The following is a 17,165-nucleotide window of genomic DNA, read 5'->3' on the forward strand; positions in this document are numbered from 1 at the left end:
AATATAGGTAGGCTATTGGTAAAAAAATAAGTGCATAAAATAATTTCGAAACCTTATCAGTATGCTATACTATAAAAAATGAAGGTAGGTGAAAGAATGAAAAAACCATTTACCTTCCTTGTTTTATTATTCTCTCTTTTGATGCTTGTTTCCTGCTCTAATCAGACGCTCTATATTAAGGAAAAAGATGTTGTAGTGACCGAAAAAAAGGACATTCCGGTAAGTTTTTTACCACAGGAAATGTCCATAGTATCTGTTGGAGATTCCCTTACACAAGGTGTTGGTGACAGCACTGGAAAAGGAGGGTATGTTCCTTATCTGCAAGATTTACTTGAAGAAACAAAGGGAGTAAATAAAGCAGATTTTGTTAATTATGGAGTACGAGGCAACAGGTCAGATCAATTATTAAAAAGAATTAAAACAGAGGAAGTAAGCAAAGCAATCCAAAAAGCAGATGGAGTCATAATAACTATTGGTGGAAATGACATTATGAAAGTAGTAAGAAATAATTTCACCAATTTACAAGTGGAATCCTTTAATGAACAATTGAATGAATATGAAAATAACCTATACGAAATACTGTCAAATGTACGGACTAACAATTCTAATGCAGTAATTATATTGGTAGGAGTATACAATCCTTTTATTAAGATGTTTTCAGATATAAAAGAAATGAATCAAATTGTTACAGATTGGAATAACACGAGCGAAAAAGTATTAGCAGAATATGATCATACTTATTTTGTAAGCATTGAAAGTATTTTTGAAAATCCGACATCAGATTTATTGTATGAAGATTATTTTCATCCTAATGACCAGGGATATAAGCTCATAGCAGAGGCTATCTATAATAAAATGTTAACAGCACCGTTAGCGGATATACTAGAGAATTTGCAAACAGAAGAGAATTGAGGAGAAAAGGTTGTTTAACAATAAATGGAAAGTAGCTTTTTTAACATTATTAGGTGTTCTATTACTTAGTATTATTATTTTAGCGATTATGATATTTAGACCAGTTGAGAAGTCAACAATCGTGAAGAAAGAACAGCGAGAAGAAGTTCCTTTTGCGGTAACGACAAATCGTGAGGATTTAACCAAGTTAATAAATCACTATTTAGAACAAGAAGGATTAAATGGCCCCATTCATTATGAAATAAATATAGCAGATCAAGTAGAGTTATATGGAACATTACCAATTTTTAATACTGATATTCAAATGAAATTAACATTTGAACCAATAGCATTGGAAAACGGTGATTTATTATTAAAACAAAAAGAAATTAGCATTGGTCAGCTGCCATTGCCAGTTTCATACATCATGAATTTTATCGCTAACCAATACAATTTCCCAGAATGGGTTGATATTCAACCGAGTGATGAAGAAATATATGTTCATTTAACCGATATGGACTTAAAAAATGGGATGCAAGTTGAAATGAGTACGTTTGATTTAGAACAAAATAATATTCAATTTAACTTATTGCTGCCAACGGAATAGAAACTTAAAAAAGGCTAATCCTTTAAACGCTCATTGGAAATTTGTTTGTATGAGCTTTAAGGATAGCCTTTTTTTGTTAACAGGAAAAGAGAAGCAATTCACTACTTTTGTCTTCCGCTCCATTAACAATAAAGGCCGTATATGCTTTATCAGCTTCCAGCCTTATCGCAGGAAATGCTTGGATTACTTCCTTTGTTTGTGATTTTCTTGCTTCTAAAAAGACGGTCATTGGATACAATCCTAAGTAAGAAGTTGCCCCTTTATAATGGATGGAGGGAAAGACGACATCCCCTTTTTGAACGGCAATATCAATTGGTGGTAAGTTGTCTGCAAGTTGAACAAATCGTAATTTTGTTTCATTAGGAGGTACTACTGGATATTCAGGATAATCATGTAGTTTAAGCTTATTATCTACTCCACCAATTGCAAAAGTATGGTAAACATTACTCTCTACATTTATTTTCTGACTACATAATGTATCAATCATTTTTCCAGTTTCATAAATATCTATTTGGTATTTTCCTGCAGGTATGGTTAAATCATTGCTCATTGTTTTAAAGGAGACGTCTTTAAACATACGCATCCCATTTAGGTAAATATCGACATTTTCGGTAGCCAGGGAACCATTTAATATTCTTATTTTTCCATATTCCTTTTGACGTTGGATATCTGGCACTATTGCAGATTTACTTTCATGATTAAAAGCACTTTTCAAGCTTTGAAGATGTTTATGATAGTAATAAACATGTAATTCTGGATTAGTATATTTATAATAATCACTTAATACATTATACATACCAGCTTCTTGTATTGAGTGATTTTGATCTTGGGTCATTCTACTCACTCCTCGGAATAATAATTTTTTCAGTGTATATGAAATACCATATTTAAGAATCTTTCTGAGAATAGAATATGCCAAAGATTAGGGAAAGTGCCTAAGGAATAAGGAGAAAATAGCTTTACAATTAGTTAGAAAATTTATATAATAAAGATATTGATGAAAGGAGGCTGATGTATTATGAGCAAAATTATTTTATTCCACGTAAATAGCTTATATAGCATACAGCCCAGACGGTTACAACCATAAGTTCGTATTAAAGTTCCTATTTTTTTAATAATAGGACTAATCGATTTATTATGGTGGATTTTTAAATGTTTGTTAAAAACCATGGGCTGTATCATGGTTTTTTATTATGTAAACATTTGGAGGTCTATTGATGGAGTTAATAAAAATTGGGTATAACAATAAGATAAAAGAACAATTTGAAAAGGCAGCAAAGACAAATCAAATAATCGGCAGAATTTCGCTAGAGCATAAAAGGATGTATCGAGTATGGTCCGTTTTTGGAGAGCTATTATGTGAAGTATCTGGTAAATTAGCTTTTGATGCTCAATCAAGGGAAGAATATCCTGCTGTAGGAGATTGGGTTATCGTTTCTCCAAGAAAAGAAGAAAGAAAAGGAACAATTACTGCTATTTTGCCGAGAAAAAGCAAATTTTCTAGAAAAGTTGCTGGTAATAATACGGAAGAGCAAATAGTTGCAGCGAATGTTGATACAATCTTTTTGGTCTTTTCGTTAAATGAAGATTTGAATGTAAGAAGATTAGAAAGATATTTAACTTTAACATGGGAGAGTGGAGCAAATCCTGTTATTGTTTTAACCAAAGCCGATCTAGCTGTTGATATAAAAGAAAAAATAATGCTAGTAGAAGGTGTTAGTTATGGTGTCCCTATTGTTACAATAAGTGTTGTAAATAATTTGGGATTAGATGAACTGCAAACATATCTTCTTCCAGGAAAAACGATCGCCTTACTAGGTTCTTCAGGTGTTGGTAAATCGACTTTAACTAATTATTTGATTGGGTTTGAAAAGCAGGAAGTACAGGAAATTAGAGGTTCGGATGCAAAGGGAAGGCATACTACAACTAATCGTGAGATGGTATTATTACCTAACCATGCGATCTTAATTGATACACCAGGAATGAGGGAACTTCAATTATGGAATAGTGAAGATGGCATTTCTAACAGCTTTTCGGAAATAGAACAGCTTTCATCTAGTTGTAAATTTAGAGATTGCCAGCATGAAAAAGAGATTGGCTGTGCAGTAAAATTAGCGATTGAAAAGGGAGAATTGAAGGAAGAAAGACTGCAAAGCTATAAAAAATTATTGCGAGAATTAGCTTTTTTAGAAAGACGACAGGATAAGAAAGCACAGTCTGAAGAAAAGAAAAAATGGAAGAACATGACAAAGCAATCCAAAAAAAGATAATTTTCCACCATTAAAAGGTAAAGTCCTAGCATAATTAGTGCAAGGACTTTACTTTCCACTAAAGCCATTATTTTTGCATATTTCTCTCTTAAACATTAAGCTAATAGTGTGAAATGATCAAGATAAGGGAATATAAAGAGAAGAATGTTTTTTAAAGGGGCTGTTTTAATGGAAAAGAAAACGGAATTAGCAACATTTGCGGGGGGGTGTTTCTGGTGTATGGTTAAGCCCTTTGATCAAGAGCCTGGAATTATAAAGGTTGTTTCTGGTTATACAGGAGGCCATAAAGAGAACCCAACTTATAAAGAAGTATGTTCAGAGACTACTGGACATTATGAGGCTGTCCAAATTACATATGATCCGAGTGTATATTCGTATGAAAAACTGCTTCGTATATACTGGCAGCAAATTGACCCAACAGACGCCGGTGGACAGTTCTTTGACCGTGGTCTTTCTTATCAAACGGCGATATTCTATCATACGGAAGAACAAAAGCAATTAGCGGAAGAATCAAAGCAGCAATTAGAGGCAAGTGGAAAGTTCAATAAGCCGATTGCTACAAAAATACTGCCTGCTTCTACCTTCTATCCTGCAGAGGATTATCATCAAGCATATTATAAAAAGAATCCTGAACATTACAATCGTTACCATATCGGTTCAGGACGTGCAGCCTATATTCAAGAGAATTGGAGAGATAAGTAATGGAAAAAGACAAATTAAAGGAAAAATTATCCCCTATACAATATGAAGTTACCCAAAATAATGGAACAGAGCCGCCGTTTCATAATGAATATTGGAATGAATTTTCAGAAGGTATTTATGTAGATGTTATTTCTGGCAAGCCTTTGTTTAGTTCTCTCGATAAATACGATGCTGGTTGTGGCTGGCCAAGTTTTACAAAGCCAATTGATGAAGAAGAATTAATGGAGAAAAAAGATATTAGTCATGGGATGATTCGGACAGAAGTAAGAAGTAAAGAAGCTGATTCTCATTTAGGTCATGTATTTAATGATGGACCGAATCCAACAGGTTTGCGATATTGTATGAATTCAGCTGCAATGAAGTTTATTCCAAAAGAAGAATTAGAAGAAAAAGGATACGGAAAGTATTTGCGATTATTTGAAAAATAGGAAGACACAGGGATAAAAGTATTCCAACCAAATATAAACCCGAACAATTATACGGAGATGTTAATTGAAATTTCGTATAATTGTTCGGGTTATTTTATTTTTGAGGTGGTCTGTGTTTGTGAACCGGCTGATGCTTAAGATCGTGCGCTACAGAAAGCAAAAGTCTATAGCTAATGGAACGCATTTTTCTCTACTTGACTTTTTAAACCATAATAAAATATTTGATATCAGCTGTTGTCCAAACCTCATTTTTTTCCTTTAAATAAAGCTAATTCGTAATGATGGAAGAAATTTGGATAAGTTGTTGATCTGTAATATTATATCTAGATTTGTCAGCAGAAATTTGAAATTTAACAGTATGATCTTTATTGGTTAATCCACTTGTTACATATAAAGACCTTTCTTTCTTAAATGGCCACCATGTTGAAATAGTGGTTTCATAGTTATCATCAATAAATACATCCATCTTTCCACCTTTTTCACTTCTAATCACGTTTACACCTAAAAATGATCCAGAGAATTGATATTCTATAGTGGAACCAATTTGATTTGAGGTATAATAACCTTTTTTATTTTGAAAAGATGGATCAATAGAGCGATAAGAATAATTCGTATTCATTTCTAAACTACTTACCTCATTCACAGGGATGGAAGAAGTAAGCACTTTTTTATCTTTGCGTATTGCTGTATCGATTGTTTGGATTATTTCTTGAGCATATAAATAGTAGCCATAATCATTTGGATGTACAAGGTCATTTGTTAATCGTTCAGTAGATAGCCGAGAATTTCGAAATGGAATTCTCATATCGATGTTTGTAGCATAATAGTCTTTTGAAAGCTGTTTAATAACATCAATAAATTCCTCGTTATCCAAACTACTTTCGGTAATGGTAATTAACTCAGCATGGGGAAATCGGATGACAATTTCATCTAATAAGGATTGATATAAGAAATAAAATTGCTTGTTATCCATATATTTACGATCATTTTCTCCAAAAACAATGAAGACTAGATCTATATCTTTAGACAAGTTATTCTTCAATTTATAAAGTCCTTCAAATGCTGTAGCACCGCTTTGAACAACTAAATGCCTAGAAAAGGCGCCACCGTATTTTTTCGTTAAACCTCTTTCTACTAGTTGAAACCATTTATGTTGATTATTGCTAGCACCTGAGCTACGTCCTATACTATCGCCGACAATTAAGTAGTTCACCTTTTTACCATCGGCTATTTTTTCATAGACATTTCTTTCCGGTTTTTTCGAATGAATTAATAAATACAGCATGCCAAGAATGGCGATAAAAATAAGAGAGTAAATAAAATATTTAATTCCTTTCTTCATCTTTCTTTTTTATTTTCCCTCCTTATATAAAAGAGATCCTTTTTTATTCTGTTCATTAAATTACCCTACTAAAGGATAAGCTAAGCATTTCTACTGACAAAAGAATGACTTTTTATAAAATAGACAAACAAATAGATTTTCTTTGGAAATTGGCCGTATCGCTTGCACCATTATTTCCATTTATGTATAGTATACGTTATATCTATTGATCGAGGAAGGTGAGATCTTGACTAAATCCTTTTATCATTTTCTAATGAAGTTTCGGCACCCTGAACCAAATGATCAAATTAGCGAATTTGCAAATGACGCTTATCTTGATCATGATTTTCCTAAAAATAGCTTTGATTATGACGAAATTAGTGATTATTTAGAATTAAATGGGCACTATCTTCCAAGTATGCGCGTTTTTGATGAGGCTTGGGAGCAATACTTATTTCAAGAAGAAAAGAAAAATTACAGCTATTGAAAACATCCGGCAAGAATTTGTTTGGGTGTTTTTTGTTGGGTTTTTTTCAAAGTAACTGCCTTTTTCTAAGAATTATATATCCTAAATGAAAAAAGGAAGAGCTACTGCATGTACTTAAACGTAAGAATGTATTCTTCCTATTGACATACAGACATATAATGAATAAAAAGTTTTAAAGTAAAAGGAACTACTGGATTTTAGGATACATGAATTTTTATGAGCGAATAGCAGATAAGTGCATATGATAATAGAAACAAAAGCGAAAGTGAAAGTGTAGACGAACAAAAAAGGATGAAAATTAAATGGTGACTGAAGATAGGATTATATTCCTTTAATATCCCCCATCTTCATTTGATTACATGTTCTACTCAAGAGTGTGGGGGAAAACCGCATAAGTAGGCAATGCCACACAATCTTGTTTAGAGAGGATCAGTAATTATGACGAATCGAAAAAAACCTAAATTCAAAATTGGTGATACAGTTGTAATCACGATATATGGTACAGTAGGTAAAATTACCGATGTGAAATATTTAGATCAAATGCATGTATATGAAGTAAATAAAAGTGAAGGATTATATTTAGAATCCAGTCTACAGATGCTGTCTGAATATGAAGGAGAAATAATGGATTCAGAGAAAATCGATATAGAGTATCGCTTCTTTATTGGTGATTTAGTGAAAGTAAAAGGATATGGTTCAAACCTTTTTAAAATTATGGGATTTCGGACAGAGATTTGGAGATATAAGTCAGATGCTTGGGAAGACGTCATTTACGAGCTTTCTAGAGTTAGTGATGGTGAATGGTTAGAGGCAGGAGAAGATGAATTAACGTTAGTGGCAGATGCAGATAGTGCTGATTCATTTATACAAAAATTAGGGCTTTTATATATAATGGATAAAAAACAAAAGTCCATCGATCTTAAAAAATCAAGTAGCTCCTTCCATCAGACAGAAAAAGAATTGTTAGAAAGAACAAAGGAGAAGAAAGAGCTTATTGATGGTTTGTTAGATATATATAATGATTACAGAATTCTTTATTCGTTATTTAAAGACGCTGAGTATGAACAAGTAATGAAGTTAACTCTTCGTAAATTGAAGCTATTAAGCAACAGATCGGATAAGGACAATGGAACCAAAAATTTAGAATAATAGGTAGATAAACATCGGTACACTGCTAAGTAGAAGTAGGGTAAAGAGCTTTTTTAAAAGGGAATGAAAAATAGTAAGGATCTCACTGTTTTCATTATTCAAATCTACTTTTATATCTTCGACTATATATTGGATTTTATTCATAATAGGATGCCTCCCTTTTTTTACTAAAACTATATGTATAAGCTCTAATAAACATGTCTATTTTTTAAACTTATCTGGAGGATATTTTTTAATTGCGTTCATTATTTGGCATTGTAGATATTTCTTCTTGAAATAAAGTCAGTTTTATCAGATAATTTTATTATGAAAGCATTTTTTTTTTAGATGTCACATATATTCTTTAAAAAGGGGGCGATAGGCTTGAAAGAAATCGACGTGATTATAGATACTGAGGAAATAGCAGAGTTTTTCTTTCGTGAGCTATTAAAAAGGGGATTCGTTCCTACTGAAGGTGAAATGGAAGAATTGGCTGACATTACATTTGAATATTTATTGGAAAAATGCATAATTGATGAGGAACTTGATGAATAAAAAAATAAGAATGGTTAAATCCTTGCCCTTTTTTTATGTAAGTAAATGAATTTTTGAAGCGCTGACTTTCTTCTCCCTATTTAATGGAGAAGAAAGTCAGCGCTTTTTTAAAAACTATCTTTTCCGACCTGTTGCAGAATATTCTTTTCCATGTGCTTCGTGCTCAGCAATAATCGCTTCTTTTGGTATATGATTATTTTTCTTTGGAGAATTTATACGATTTCGATGCTTTTTTCCCATTATAATCCTCCTCTTAAGCATTTATCATTATCATTTACTTGCTTTCAAACAGTTAGATAATCTGTTTTCCTTCCTAGTAGAGGAAAACTAATTTTAGTATAACCTTTTAAAAAACAGTTATGCTAAAATTAAATATGTTTTACAGCATATTAGAATATGATATAGTACAAATAGTGAAGTTTTCATAAGTATGATATTTTTGAGTAGGAATATTGAAAAGAGTATCAATTGGAGGAAATACTAATGAGTGTACATATTGGTGCAAAAGAACATGAAATTGCAGAAACAGTTTTACTACCAGGAGATCCATTAAGAGCAAAATACATTGCTGAAAATTTCCTGGAGGACGCTAAATGCTATAATGAAGTCCGTAATATGTTTGGATACACTGGAACATATAAAGGGAAAAGAATTAGTGTACAAGGGACAGGAATGGGTGTTCCATCTATTTCTATTTATATTAATGAGTTAATTAGTAGCTATAATGTACAAAATTTAATTCGTGTTGGTACATGTGGAGCCATTCAAAAGGATGTAAAAGTAAGAGATGTCATTCTTGCGATGAGTGCTTCAACTGACTCTCAAATGAATCGTTTAACATTTGGTGGTGTAGATTATGCGCCAACAGCTGACTTTGATTTACTAAAAAAAGCATATGACAGTGGACTTGAAAAAGGACTATCTTTAAAAGTAGGAAATGTATTTACTGCAGATATGTTTTATAATGATAATTCTGAGTTAGAGAAATGGGCTAAGTATCAAATTCTTGCTATCGAGATGGAATCAGCTGCACTTTATACTATCGCTGCTAAATTTAATCGTAAAGCTCTATCTGTTTTAACAGTAAGCGATCATATATTAACTGGAGAAGAAACAACGGCACAGGAAAGACAATCAACATTCAATGAAATGATCGAAGTGGCTTTAGAAGCTGCAATTAAATAAAAATAGTATAGATTATATAAAGGTATGCTTTGGCATACCTTTATATAATCATTTTAATGAGAAAATATAAAAGGTTTGTAAGGTGACATAAATGAAAAGATCAGTAACCATCCCTGCACTAGCAATAGCAACGCTTATGCTAACGGGATGTGAAAAAGTTGATTTTTCATCCCTCAAAGATAAAATTTCTTTTTGGGACGAAAAAGCGGATGAGCAAGATAGCGGAAACCAGGTTAACGAAGAGGAGCAAGAGAAGGAAGAGCAACAAACTCCTCCTGAAGAGGTCGAAGAAGAAGAATATCCATGGACATTAGAATCGATCTTTTTTAACGAAATTAAAGTTGTAGATGGAAGAAATATTATTCAAAATCCAATGAATATTGTATCACTTGTCAATAAAGAATTTGGATTGCCAGATGGATATATACCAGAAGATTTAGTCCGACCAAATGTGGAATTTTCGTTTGGTAATCAGGATATTGAAAAAAGTTATATGCGAGAAGAAGCTGCTAAAGCCTTGGAAGACATGTTTAATGGGGCAAAGAAGAGTGGCATAACCCTTTACGCAGTTTCAGGTTACCGTTCTTATGATCGTCAAACAGTCTTATTTGGTGCAGAAGTGGACCGAGTAGGAGAAGAAAAGGCGGTACAAGCAGTTGCTTATCCTGGTAATAGTGAGCACCAAACAGGACTAGCTATGGATATTTCAAGCAAAAGTGCAGACTTTTTATTAACAGAAGAATTCGGAGAAACGAAAGAAGGAAAATGGTTAAAGGAAAATGCTCATCTATATGGATTTATACTGCGTTATCCTGAGGGAAAGGAAAGTATAACGCAGTATAAATACGAACCATGGCATTTCCGATATGTGGGGAAAAAATCTGCAAAAGATATATATGAAAATGACTGGACATTAGAAGAATACTTCAAAGTTGTTCGAAAAATCTAATGAAGAATACAGGAAAGGAGTGGGATCCTACATTATTCCTTTTCTGTAGTTCTATAGGAGAAGCTTTCTCATATTTGATTAAATAAAAATAAAAATGGTATTCTATTTTTATACATAGTGTATAACTCTCTTGGAAACGAAAGTGGTGAGGCATTTGGATAACGAAAAAAACAGTAATGAAAAGGAATTAGAACAAGAAAGTGGACAAGGATATATAAAAATAAAAAAGTTTTATTTTGTCATGCTTTTATTTGTTGTTGTAATTGCAGCAGCAGGTATAACTACAATTGCTTTTTCTTTTGGCGAGGAACCTGCTGTAACTGTAAATAATCAACGAGATGAATTTAATAAATTGTATACAGCGTATGATACATTAATGGATGATTATTATAAGGATTTAACTTCGGAGGATTTAGTTAATGGTGCTATTGATGGAATGTTCACAGCACTAGATGATCCATATTCTGATTATATGAATGAGGAAGAAGCCGCAAGTTTTCAAGAAAGTATCTCTTCTTCTTTCGAAGGAATAGGTGCTGAAATTCAGGAACAAGATGATAGCATCGTCGTCGTATCACCCATTAAAGGTTCTCCAGCTGAAAAGGCTGGAATTAAGCCGAACGATAAAATTCTAACAGTAGACGGGAAATCTCTACAAGGTATGAGTTCTTCTGAAGCAGTTCTGTTAATACGTGGTGAAAAAGGAACAAAAGTAGATTTAGAAATAGAACGTGCAGGTGCAAGTGATCCATTAAAAATAACAATCACAAGAGATACGATTCCGATTGAGACAGTTTATGGAGAAATGGAAAAAGATAAAATCGCTAAAATACAAATAACAAGCTTTTCAGAACATACAGCGTCAGAATTAGTTGAAATCTTAAATAAATACCAGGAAGAGGGTATGGAAGGAATTGTCCTCGATTTAAGACATAATCCTGGTGGGATACTTGAAGAAGTGAAAAAAATTGCAGATCTCTTTGTTCCAAACGGAGAAATTATTTATCAAATTGAACATAAAAATGGTACGGTTGACAAAGTTACCTCTCAAAATAGCAACAATATGGATATTCCGCTTGTTGTGCTCATTGACGGAGGAAGTGCAAGTGCTTCTGAAATTTTAGCTGGTGCTGTTAATCAATCTGCAGACGTTCCATTAGTTGGTGTTAAATCGTTTGGAAAAGGAACTGTCCAACGTGCAGAGAGCTTTACAGATGGAAGCAATATTAAGTATACAATTGATAAGTGGCTAACTCCTAATGGCAGCTGGATACATGAAAAAGGAATTGAGCCAACCTATAAAGTGGAGCTTCCAAGCTATGCAAGCCTTACAATGATCAATCCTGAAAGTAAATTGAAAAAAGGCAGTAATTCAGAAGAAGTTAAAATAGCACAAGAAATGCTAAAAGCATTAGGGTATGAAATAGACAATACCAATGGTTATTTTGATGAAAGTACTGAAAAAGCAACAAAAGAGTTCCAAAAGAAAGAAAAATTAAAAGAAGACGGAGTTATTACTGACAAGACAACTACGCAATTAATGAATAAACTTAGTGAAAAACTCCAAAAATCAGATACACAAATGAATAAAGCAATAGAAGTATTAAAAAAGGAAATGGAAAAATAAGCTTTAACATCGAAGAATAGGGTGACAATTTGTCATCCTCTTTTTCATAGGCTGTTTTCAATAGTAAAAAGACAATAGTTAAAGGATGTTATAAAGATGAAACAGACAGATATCTATGTATTATCCGGTTTTCTAGGCAGTGGAAAAACTACGTTATTAAAGGAAATTTTAAAAAAAGAAAAGGAAATTGGACGAAAAGTAGCCGTCTTAATGAATGAATTAGGTAAAGTATCGATTGATTCGAATGAAATAGAGGAAGATATTCCTTTAAAAGAGTTACTCGGAGGATGTGTGTGCTGCACTATACAAGATGAGGTGGAAGCCCAAATTCAAACATTATTAATGGAAGAAAAACCAGATGTGATATATTTCGAGACAACAGGAGCTGCACATCCAGTAGAAACGATCGATGGAATTCTATCTCCCATTTTCGCAGATCGTCTTCGATTTAAAGGGATAATAACAGTAATAAATGGAAAGCAGTGGATAGAGCGAGCTACATTAAACGCCCCAGTTCAACAGCTAATCTTGGAGCAAGCCAGACATGCTAGTTTATTAATCATTAATAAAGAAGATCAATTGACGGAAGCAGAAAAAGCAAAAATTAGTTTTGAACTTCAATCCATTTCCCCACATGCATTTACTATATTAACAACCTTTTCAAAATTTCCATTTGAAAAATTACTGGAAATGAATACACAGGTTTACGATAACGTACAAAAAACGTCAATCCATAAATTACACTTGAGTACTTTTGTGTATACGTTTAAAAAAATGATTGCTGCAGATGAATTTGAAACCTTTTTAAGAGAGCTTCCAGATACGATTTATAGAATAAAAGGATATGTTCAATTTCACCAAGCAAAATATCCAGATTTGTTTCAATACTCATATGGAATGCCTTTATTCATGCAAGAAGACATGAAAATGCCATTAAATATGGTATTTATAGGGGAAAACATAGACTGGAAATTGGTTGAAGAATCACTAAATAAATTATAAGATATTGGTTTTTTTAGCAAGGATCCTTTCATATAATATAGTTTGGTAATTGTTAGCAATGAGTAAAATAGAATGAGTACAGTAGAGAAAAAGGGGCAAACTTTCATTATTCAAATAAAAGTGAATGGGGGTCCTTTGTGTACAGAAAAATTTTATTTATGGTTATATGTTATCAATTTTTGGTTTCTGCGATTTCAGTGCGAGCTGCAGAAGAAGAAATAACCTCTCCTATTAGTTTTGATATTCAACTGTTAAATTGGAATACAATAAATGAAATGATTCCTAGATACAGTAAGTTTACCATTATTGATATAGAGACAAAGAAGCAGTTTAAAGTACAACGGAGAGCTGGAAGCCAGCATGCTGATGTGCAGCCTCTAAGTGTGAAGGATACAAAGATAATGAAAGAAATATATGACGGAAAATGGAGCTGGCGAAGAAGAGCGATTCTTATAATGGTAGATGACCAATTGTTTGCTGCATCGATGCATGGGATGCCGCACGGCGCAGGTGCTTTAAATAACGATTTTCCTGGTCATTTCTGTGTGCACTTTTTAGGGAGTACCACACATAAGACAGAGAAGATGGACTTTTCCCATAAATTAATGGTGTATAAGGCTGCTGGCCATTTAAAAGAGTATTTAGAGCAGATGAATCCTAGCGAGGTTGCCAAAGCGTATACTGCTGGATTAAAGGAAAAGGATACTACCATTTTGCGGTACATTTCAACGAAACAGGAATGGTGGACAGCGTTAGAACCAATCAAAAATATAAAAATTAATCGATTACAAGAGCCTGACCACCAACAGTTTGAACAAGCATTACAAATTGATCTTCCAATTGATTGGAATATTTACGTAAAGAACGAGAAACCAAAAAGTATAAACAAGGAGCTAGTAATAATCAGAAGCTCCCCACTAGAACCTTGGAAGGTTAAAGTAGAAGAACCATTATTTTAATAGCTATAAATAATGCTCCTTCTCATATTGTTTATCTATGGATTTTAAAAAAGTCGTTCTATTGGCTATAGATGCAGACATTCGTTCATGCAGAGGAGGAAACTATGCCTCCTCTCTGCATGAACGACAGGACGGGGGCTATAGCCTTTCCTCTATTGAGGCAATAGCTCGCTTTCAAATAAATAAATCCTCGTTTAAGGAGAACTATACTTATTCAGTGTCTTCTCCTCCTTTCAACTTAGTTTTTAAAGTGTCTTTTTCAATAAAAGAAAAGACCACTAATTAAGGGGAAAAACAGAGCAGCCTGAATACCACTCTCCCCTTGGAAAGCAAAGTGGTATTCAGGCTGTAGGTATAATAATAGACCTCCCGTTATTGTATTCCTTTTAAGTAAAATACTTTTGTACCATAACTCCTCTTTTTTGAGTAAACTCAATTGTTACCACTTTTATTGGCGACAGGACTATTACCTTTTGCTTTTGAACGTAAGATAGGTAGTTTAACTGTCCGTTATTCTGAATTTTCATCTACTCTAATCTTACAGTGGGGAACGAAGGGAAATCCCCACACAAGTTTCACTTTACTGAAAGGTTACTTTTCGTTATCCCTTCATTTCTCCAAACTTAATAAATGTATTTTCGTCTTCCACTAAGCCGCAAGCAGCACACTGAATTCGATATTCTGGTCCAGAATAACCCATATGGAAAGGAGATAGGTTATCAGATGAATATTCCTCCATAACATTACCTGTTTGTGGATCTAATTTAACTGATTGAGAAACTTGCTTAATAATATTAAAGCGACTTCGATTCGTCTTGCAATTGGGGCAGCAATACGGTGTATTCATATCATTACTCCATTCTTTATAAGATATTATTCCTAATTATATTTCCAATCTTATCGTTTTTTTATGCATATAGCAGAAGTAGAAATAAGGAATCATCCTTTTTTACTCATTAATACAAATAGTTCTTTAAGCTCCCACTGTAACAACTTGTACATTTTTGTTAACACATTGACTTTAATGTTATTTTCATTCGAAAAAAAAATGTCTGTCAAGCATCATTTGTTGTCCAAAATATAGGTTTCTATAATATAATTCCTATTAATGGTTTTTTTATCCATTCTATTTATGGATAAAATAAAGGATATATTTTGGTTGATGTATCTATTATTCTATTCATTTTCCTGTTTTTTCCTATATACATTCTTTGTTATCTAACAACTAATTGGTTTTTTTATCCAAAAATATGACAAAAAACCTATGTTATGATTTTCGTAGTAAGTCGAAAACAACAAAATCTATTAAACTTTCGATTTGGACAACTAAGGAGGAAATATAGAATGAAAAAGAAAAATTTAATTTTTTCAGTAGCGGCAGCAACAACATTGATGGCAACTCCACTAGCAAGCAAAGCAGAGGCTGCTACAGTTCAACCAAAAGAGGCAAAGGTAATCTATCAATCATATAATCTTTCAGAAGAGCAACTTAATAAAATAGTAAATGATTTTTCTAGTAATTATCAAATTGATTTGGATAAAGTATGGAGTGAATGGAAAGAGTCAATTGGAAAACAACAAACATATCAATCTGAAAACAAACAAACGGAAGTTAAGAAGGATAATACAGAACAAATAGACAAAAAAAACCAAGAGCAATCAAAGCCTGAAACAACTACTTCACAAAATAATAAGGTAGCTGAACCTACTAATAATAAGGTTGAGGATGCAACTGCTTCGGTAAGCGCTTTTGAAAAAGAAGTAGTAGAATTAACTAATAAAGAAAGAGCTAACTATGATTTACCAGCCCTTACTTTAGATAGCGAATTAAGTAAGGTTGCTAAAGCAAAGTCACAAGATATGAGTACAAATAATTATTTTGACCATACAAGCCCAACCTATGGCAGTCCCTTTGACATGATGGAGCAATTTGGCATCACGTATAAAGCGGCAGGAGAAAATATTGCCAAAGGCCAAAAAACACCAGAAGAAGTAGTAAAGGCATGGATGAATAGTGAAGGACATCGTGCAAATATTCTAAGTGATAAATTTACACATATAGGTGTTGGATATGTTGAAAATGGAAGTTATTGGACACAGCAATTTATCGGAAAGTAACACCAATAATATTATCGATATAAAATAATTAAACATGCAACTCTACAGAATTTTTTTCTGATAGAGTTGTTTTTTTATTATCTTGAATCAATAGTGTTTTGGAAAGCATCAAGTTTAATACAATACTAGCTATAGTAGACACAACCGCAAGCTTATTTGAGTTCAAGTAGTATTGGCAGGCGAGAAAGAGTAGCCAACTATGGAAATTATATTTTAACTTAGATGATTCTGAATAAAGAGAATTATAGAAATAGATGTTTATTAAACAAAATAGTGGTATTTTTGAGCATTAATTTATATAATAATTTTTCCTGAATATCTACTTTAAGAACAAGCACACTAACTAAGAGAGTTTACAGGGAAGAATTTATTGCATAGGAGAAATTACAAGTGGAAATTAGACAAGGACATATAGATGATTTACCAACAATCATGGAGATTGTTAAGAAGGCTTTAGTGATTATGCAAAAAGAAGGAAATGATCAATGGTCTCATAAATACCCTAATGAAAATAGCTTTGAAATAGATATCGAAAATAAAAATCTCTTTGTTGCTATTATGGATGACAAAGTGGTTGGTTCTATTACAATTGATCAAATTGGTGGAAAAAACTATGAGGGTATTGCCTGGACTTATCATAATAGAGAATACATGGTTATCCATCGATTAGTTGTTGATCCAGATATTCGTGGTGGCGGTATTGCGAGTAATTTATTAGCATTCGCTGAAGTGTACGCCATTGAACAAGATGTATTTTACTTGAAAACTGATACATATTCATTAAATGATAAAGCACAAAACTTATTTATGAAAAATGGATATAATAAAGTTGGTTCTACTTTTTTTGAAGGAAAAGACAAACCATTTTATTGCTATGATAAATTATTTCTATGATTCCTTAAAGGGAGATAGGAGGAAATCGCTAGATCTCCTCTT

Annotated in this window: 20 protein-coding genes; 15 read left to right on the forward strand and 5 right to left on the reverse strand. The window is 32.8% G+C overall.

The genetic code is table 11. The features are described 5' to 3' along the window. Positions 1-96: 96 nt before the first annotated feature. Positions 97-912, forward strand: a complete 816-nt coding sequence (locus tag ACWNMZ_RS14390; protein WP_251629883.1) for an SGNH/GDSL hydrolase family protein — start codon at positions 97-99, stop codon at positions 910-912. Between the two features lie 10 nt (positions 913-922). Continuing rightward, a complete protein-coding gene (locus tag ACWNMZ_RS14395; RefSeq protein ID WP_031536010.1) occupies positions 923-1,498 on the forward strand; it encodes a YpmS family protein in 576 nt (191 codons plus the stop codon). A 76-nt stretch (positions 1,499-1,574) separates the two neighbouring features. On the opposite strand, the gene ACWNMZ_RS14400 is transcribed toward ACWNMZ_RS14395, so the two are convergent. After that, positions 1,575-2,333, reverse strand: a complete 759-nt coding sequence (locus ACWNMZ_RS14400) for a DUF4397 domain-containing protein (RefSeq protein ID WP_035416079.1) — start codon at positions 2,331-2,333, stop codon at positions 1,575-1,577. 382 nt (positions 2,334-2,715) lie between these two features. Here ACWNMZ_RS14400 and rsgA point away from each other — a divergent pair, with 382 nt between their 5' ends. From rsgA to msrB, 3 genes are all read left to right on the forward strand, one after another. Then, entirely contained in the window at positions 2,716-3,768 is a 1,053-nt protein-coding gene (gene rsgA, locus ACWNMZ_RS14405; protein WP_031536006.1) for a ribosome small subunit-dependent GTPase A, read from the forward strand. 168 nt (positions 3,769-3,936) lie between these two features. Further along, the gene (gene msrA / locus ACWNMZ_RS14410) at positions 3,937-4,470 is read left to right on the forward strand and encodes a peptide-methionine (S)-S-oxide reductase MsrA (protein WP_031536004.1); all 534 of its coding nucleotides are present in this window, start codon (positions 3,937-3,939) and stop codon (positions 4,468-4,470) included. Continuing rightward, on the forward strand, positions 4,470-4,898 hold the full coding sequence (gene msrB, locus ACWNMZ_RS14415; RefSeq protein WP_031536002.1) for a peptide-methionine (R)-S-oxide reductase MsrB: 429 nt from the start codon (positions 4,470-4,472) through the stop codon (positions 4,896-4,898). The genes msrA and msrB overlap by 1 nt, the downstream gene beginning before the upstream one ends. Before the next feature lie 268 nt (positions 4,899-5,166). On the opposite strand, the gene ACWNMZ_RS14420 is transcribed toward msrB, so the two are convergent. Continuing rightward, positions 5,167-6,240 carry an SGNH/GDSL hydrolase family protein gene (locus ACWNMZ_RS14420; protein WP_031536000.1) on the reverse strand — a complete coding sequence of 358 codons (1,074 nt, stop codon included), beginning with the start codon at positions 6,238-6,240 and terminating at the stop codon, positions 5,167-5,169. A 226-nt stretch (positions 6,241-6,466) separates the two neighbouring features. Between ACWNMZ_RS14420 and ACWNMZ_RS14425 the strand changes: the two genes are divergently transcribed. Both ACWNMZ_RS14425 and ACWNMZ_RS14430 read left to right on the forward strand, forming a co-directional pair. Next, positions 6,467-6,706: a YozE family protein gene (locus ACWNMZ_RS14425; RefSeq protein ID WP_035416077.1), complete on the forward strand. Its 240-nt coding sequence runs from the start codon at positions 6,467-6,469 to the stop codon at positions 6,704-6,706. A gap of 438 nt (positions 6,707-7,144) precedes the next feature. Continuing rightward, positions 7,145-7,855 carry a hypothetical protein gene (locus tag ACWNMZ_RS14430; RefSeq protein ID WP_031535996.1) on the forward strand — a complete coding sequence of 237 codons (711 nt, stop codon included), beginning with the start codon at positions 7,145-7,147 and terminating at the stop codon, positions 7,853-7,855. Here the strand turns inward: ACWNMZ_RS14430 and ACWNMZ_RS14435 are convergent. Next, positions 7,847-7,999, reverse strand: a complete 153-nt coding sequence (locus tag ACWNMZ_RS14435; protein ID WP_155986736.1) for a hypothetical protein — start codon at positions 7,997-7,999, stop codon at positions 7,847-7,849. The two genes, ACWNMZ_RS14430 and ACWNMZ_RS14435, sit on opposite strands and share 9 nt — an antisense overlap. Positions 8,000-8,218: 219 nt before the next feature. On the opposite strand from ACWNMZ_RS14435, the gene ACWNMZ_RS14440 reads away from it, so the two are divergent. Next, the gene (locus ACWNMZ_RS14440; RefSeq protein ID WP_065429127.1) at positions 8,219-8,389 is read left to right on the forward strand and encodes a YozD family protein; all 171 of its coding nucleotides are present in this window, start codon (positions 8,219-8,221) and stop codon (positions 8,387-8,389) included. 114 nt (positions 8,390-8,503) lie between these two features. Here ACWNMZ_RS14440 and ACWNMZ_RS14445 read toward each other — a convergent pair whose 3' ends face one another. After that, a complete protein-coding gene (locus ACWNMZ_RS14445) occupies positions 8,504-8,629 on the reverse strand; it encodes a hypothetical protein (protein WP_016203953.1) in 126 nt (41 codons plus the stop codon). A gap of 243 nt (positions 8,630-8,872) precedes the next feature. Between ACWNMZ_RS14445 and deoD the strand changes: the two genes are divergently transcribed. From deoD to ACWNMZ_RS14470, 5 genes are all read left to right on the forward strand, one after another. Continuing rightward, complete coding sequence (deoD, locus tag ACWNMZ_RS14450) at positions 8,873-9,574, forward strand: purine-nucleoside phosphorylase (protein WP_235251648.1); 702 nt, start codon at positions 8,873-8,875, stop codon at positions 9,572-9,574. 91 nt (positions 9,575-9,665) lie between these two features. Beyond that, entirely contained in the window at positions 9,666-10,523 is an 858-nt protein-coding gene (locus ACWNMZ_RS14455; protein WP_031535992.1) for a M15 family metallopeptidase, read from the forward strand. A 145-nt stretch (positions 10,524-10,668) separates the two neighbouring features. After that, on the forward strand, positions 10,669-12,150 hold the full coding sequence (locus tag ACWNMZ_RS14460) for a lmo1851 family serine protease (protein WP_419181482.1): 1,482 nt from the start codon (positions 10,669-10,671) through the stop codon (positions 12,148-12,150). Positions 12,151-12,246: 96 nt separating this feature from the next. Further along, positions 12,247-13,152 (forward strand): CobW family GTP-binding protein, encoded by a 906-nt coding sequence (locus ACWNMZ_RS14465; protein ID WP_031535988.1) that lies wholly within the window; start codon positions 12,247-12,249, stop codon positions 13,150-13,152. 137 nt (positions 13,153-13,289) lie between these two features. Continuing rightward, positions 13,290-14,111, forward strand: coding sequence for a hypothetical protein (locus tag ACWNMZ_RS14470; protein WP_048718560.1), 822 nt, complete (start codon positions 13,290-13,292; stop codon positions 14,109-14,111). A 601-nt stretch (positions 14,112-14,712) separates the two neighbouring features. Here ACWNMZ_RS14470 and ACWNMZ_RS14475 read toward each other — a convergent pair. Continuing rightward, positions 14,713-14,958, reverse strand: coding sequence for a hypothetical protein (locus ACWNMZ_RS14475; protein ID WP_031535984.1), 246 nt, complete (start codon positions 14,956-14,958; stop codon positions 14,713-14,715). Positions 14,959-15,455: 497 nt separating this feature from the next. On the opposite strand from ACWNMZ_RS14475, the gene ACWNMZ_RS14480 reads away from it, so the two are divergent. Together ACWNMZ_RS14480 and ACWNMZ_RS14485 are read left to right on the forward strand one after the other, a co-directional pair. After that, entirely contained in the window at positions 15,456-16,229 is a 774-nt protein-coding gene (locus ACWNMZ_RS14480; RefSeq protein ID WP_031535982.1) for a CAP domain-containing protein, read from the forward strand. A gap of 390 nt (positions 16,230-16,619) precedes the next feature. Next, positions 16,620-17,123: a GNAT family N-acetyltransferase gene (locus ACWNMZ_RS14485; RefSeq protein WP_031535979.1), complete on the forward strand. Its 504-nt coding sequence runs from the start codon at positions 16,620-16,622 to the stop codon at positions 17,121-17,123. Positions 17,124-17,165 lie beyond the last annotated feature (42 nt).

This window comes from Niallia sp. Marseille-Q9988, assembly GCF_976954375.1.

Bases quoted from the DNA above. Each gene is read 5' to 3' on its own strand.
- ACWNMZ_RS14390 (WP_251629883.1), top strand. From the start codon at position 97: ATGAAAAAACCATTTACCTTCCTTGTTTTATTATTCTCTCTTTTGATG.
- ACWNMZ_RS14400 (WP_035416079.1), bottom strand. From the start codon at position 2,333: ATGACCCAAGATCAAAATCACTCAATACAAGAAGCTGGTATGTATAAT.
- ACWNMZ_RS14445 (WP_016203953.1), bottom strand. From the start codon at position 8,629: ATGGGAAAAAAGCATCGAAATCGTATAAATTCTCCAAAGAAAAATAAT.
- ACWNMZ_RS14420 (WP_031536000.1), bottom strand. From the start codon at position 6,240: ATGAAGAAAGGAATTAAATATTTTATTTACTCTCTTATTTTTATCGCC.
- ACWNMZ_RS14435 (WP_155986736.1), bottom strand. From the start codon at position 7,999: ATGAATAAAATCCAATATATAGTCGAAGATATAAAAGTAGATTTGAAT.
- msrA (WP_031536004.1), top strand. From the start codon at position 3,937: ATGGAAAAGAAAACGGAATTAGCAACATTTGCGGGGGGGTGTTTCTGG.
- deoD (WP_235251648.1), top strand. From the start codon at position 8,873: ATGAGTGTACATATTGGTGCAAAAGAACATGAAATTGCAGAAACAGTT.
- ACWNMZ_RS14475 (WP_031535984.1), bottom strand. From the start codon at position 14,958: ATGAATACACCGTATTGCTGCCCCAATTGCAAGACGAATCGAAGTCGC.
- rsgA (WP_031536006.1), top strand. From the start codon at position 2,716: ATGGAGTTAATAAAAATTGGGTATAACAATAAGATAAAAGAACAATTT.
- ACWNMZ_RS14465 (WP_031535988.1), top strand. From the start codon at position 12,247: ATGAAACAGACAGATATCTATGTATTATCCGGTTTTCTAGGCAGTGGA.
- ACWNMZ_RS14480 (WP_031535982.1), top strand. From the start codon at position 15,456: ATGAAAAAGAAAAATTTAATTTTTTCAGTAGCGGCAGCAACAACATTG.
- ACWNMZ_RS14455 (WP_031535992.1), top strand. From the start codon at position 9,666: ATGAAAAGATCAGTAACCATCCCTGCACTAGCAATAGCAACGCTTATG.
- ACWNMZ_RS14430 (WP_031535996.1), top strand. From the start codon at position 7,145: ATGACGAATCGAAAAAAACCTAAATTCAAAATTGGTGATACAGTTGTA.
- msrB (WP_031536002.1), top strand. From the start codon at position 4,470: ATGGAAAAAGACAAATTAAAGGAAAAATTATCCCCTATACAATATGAA.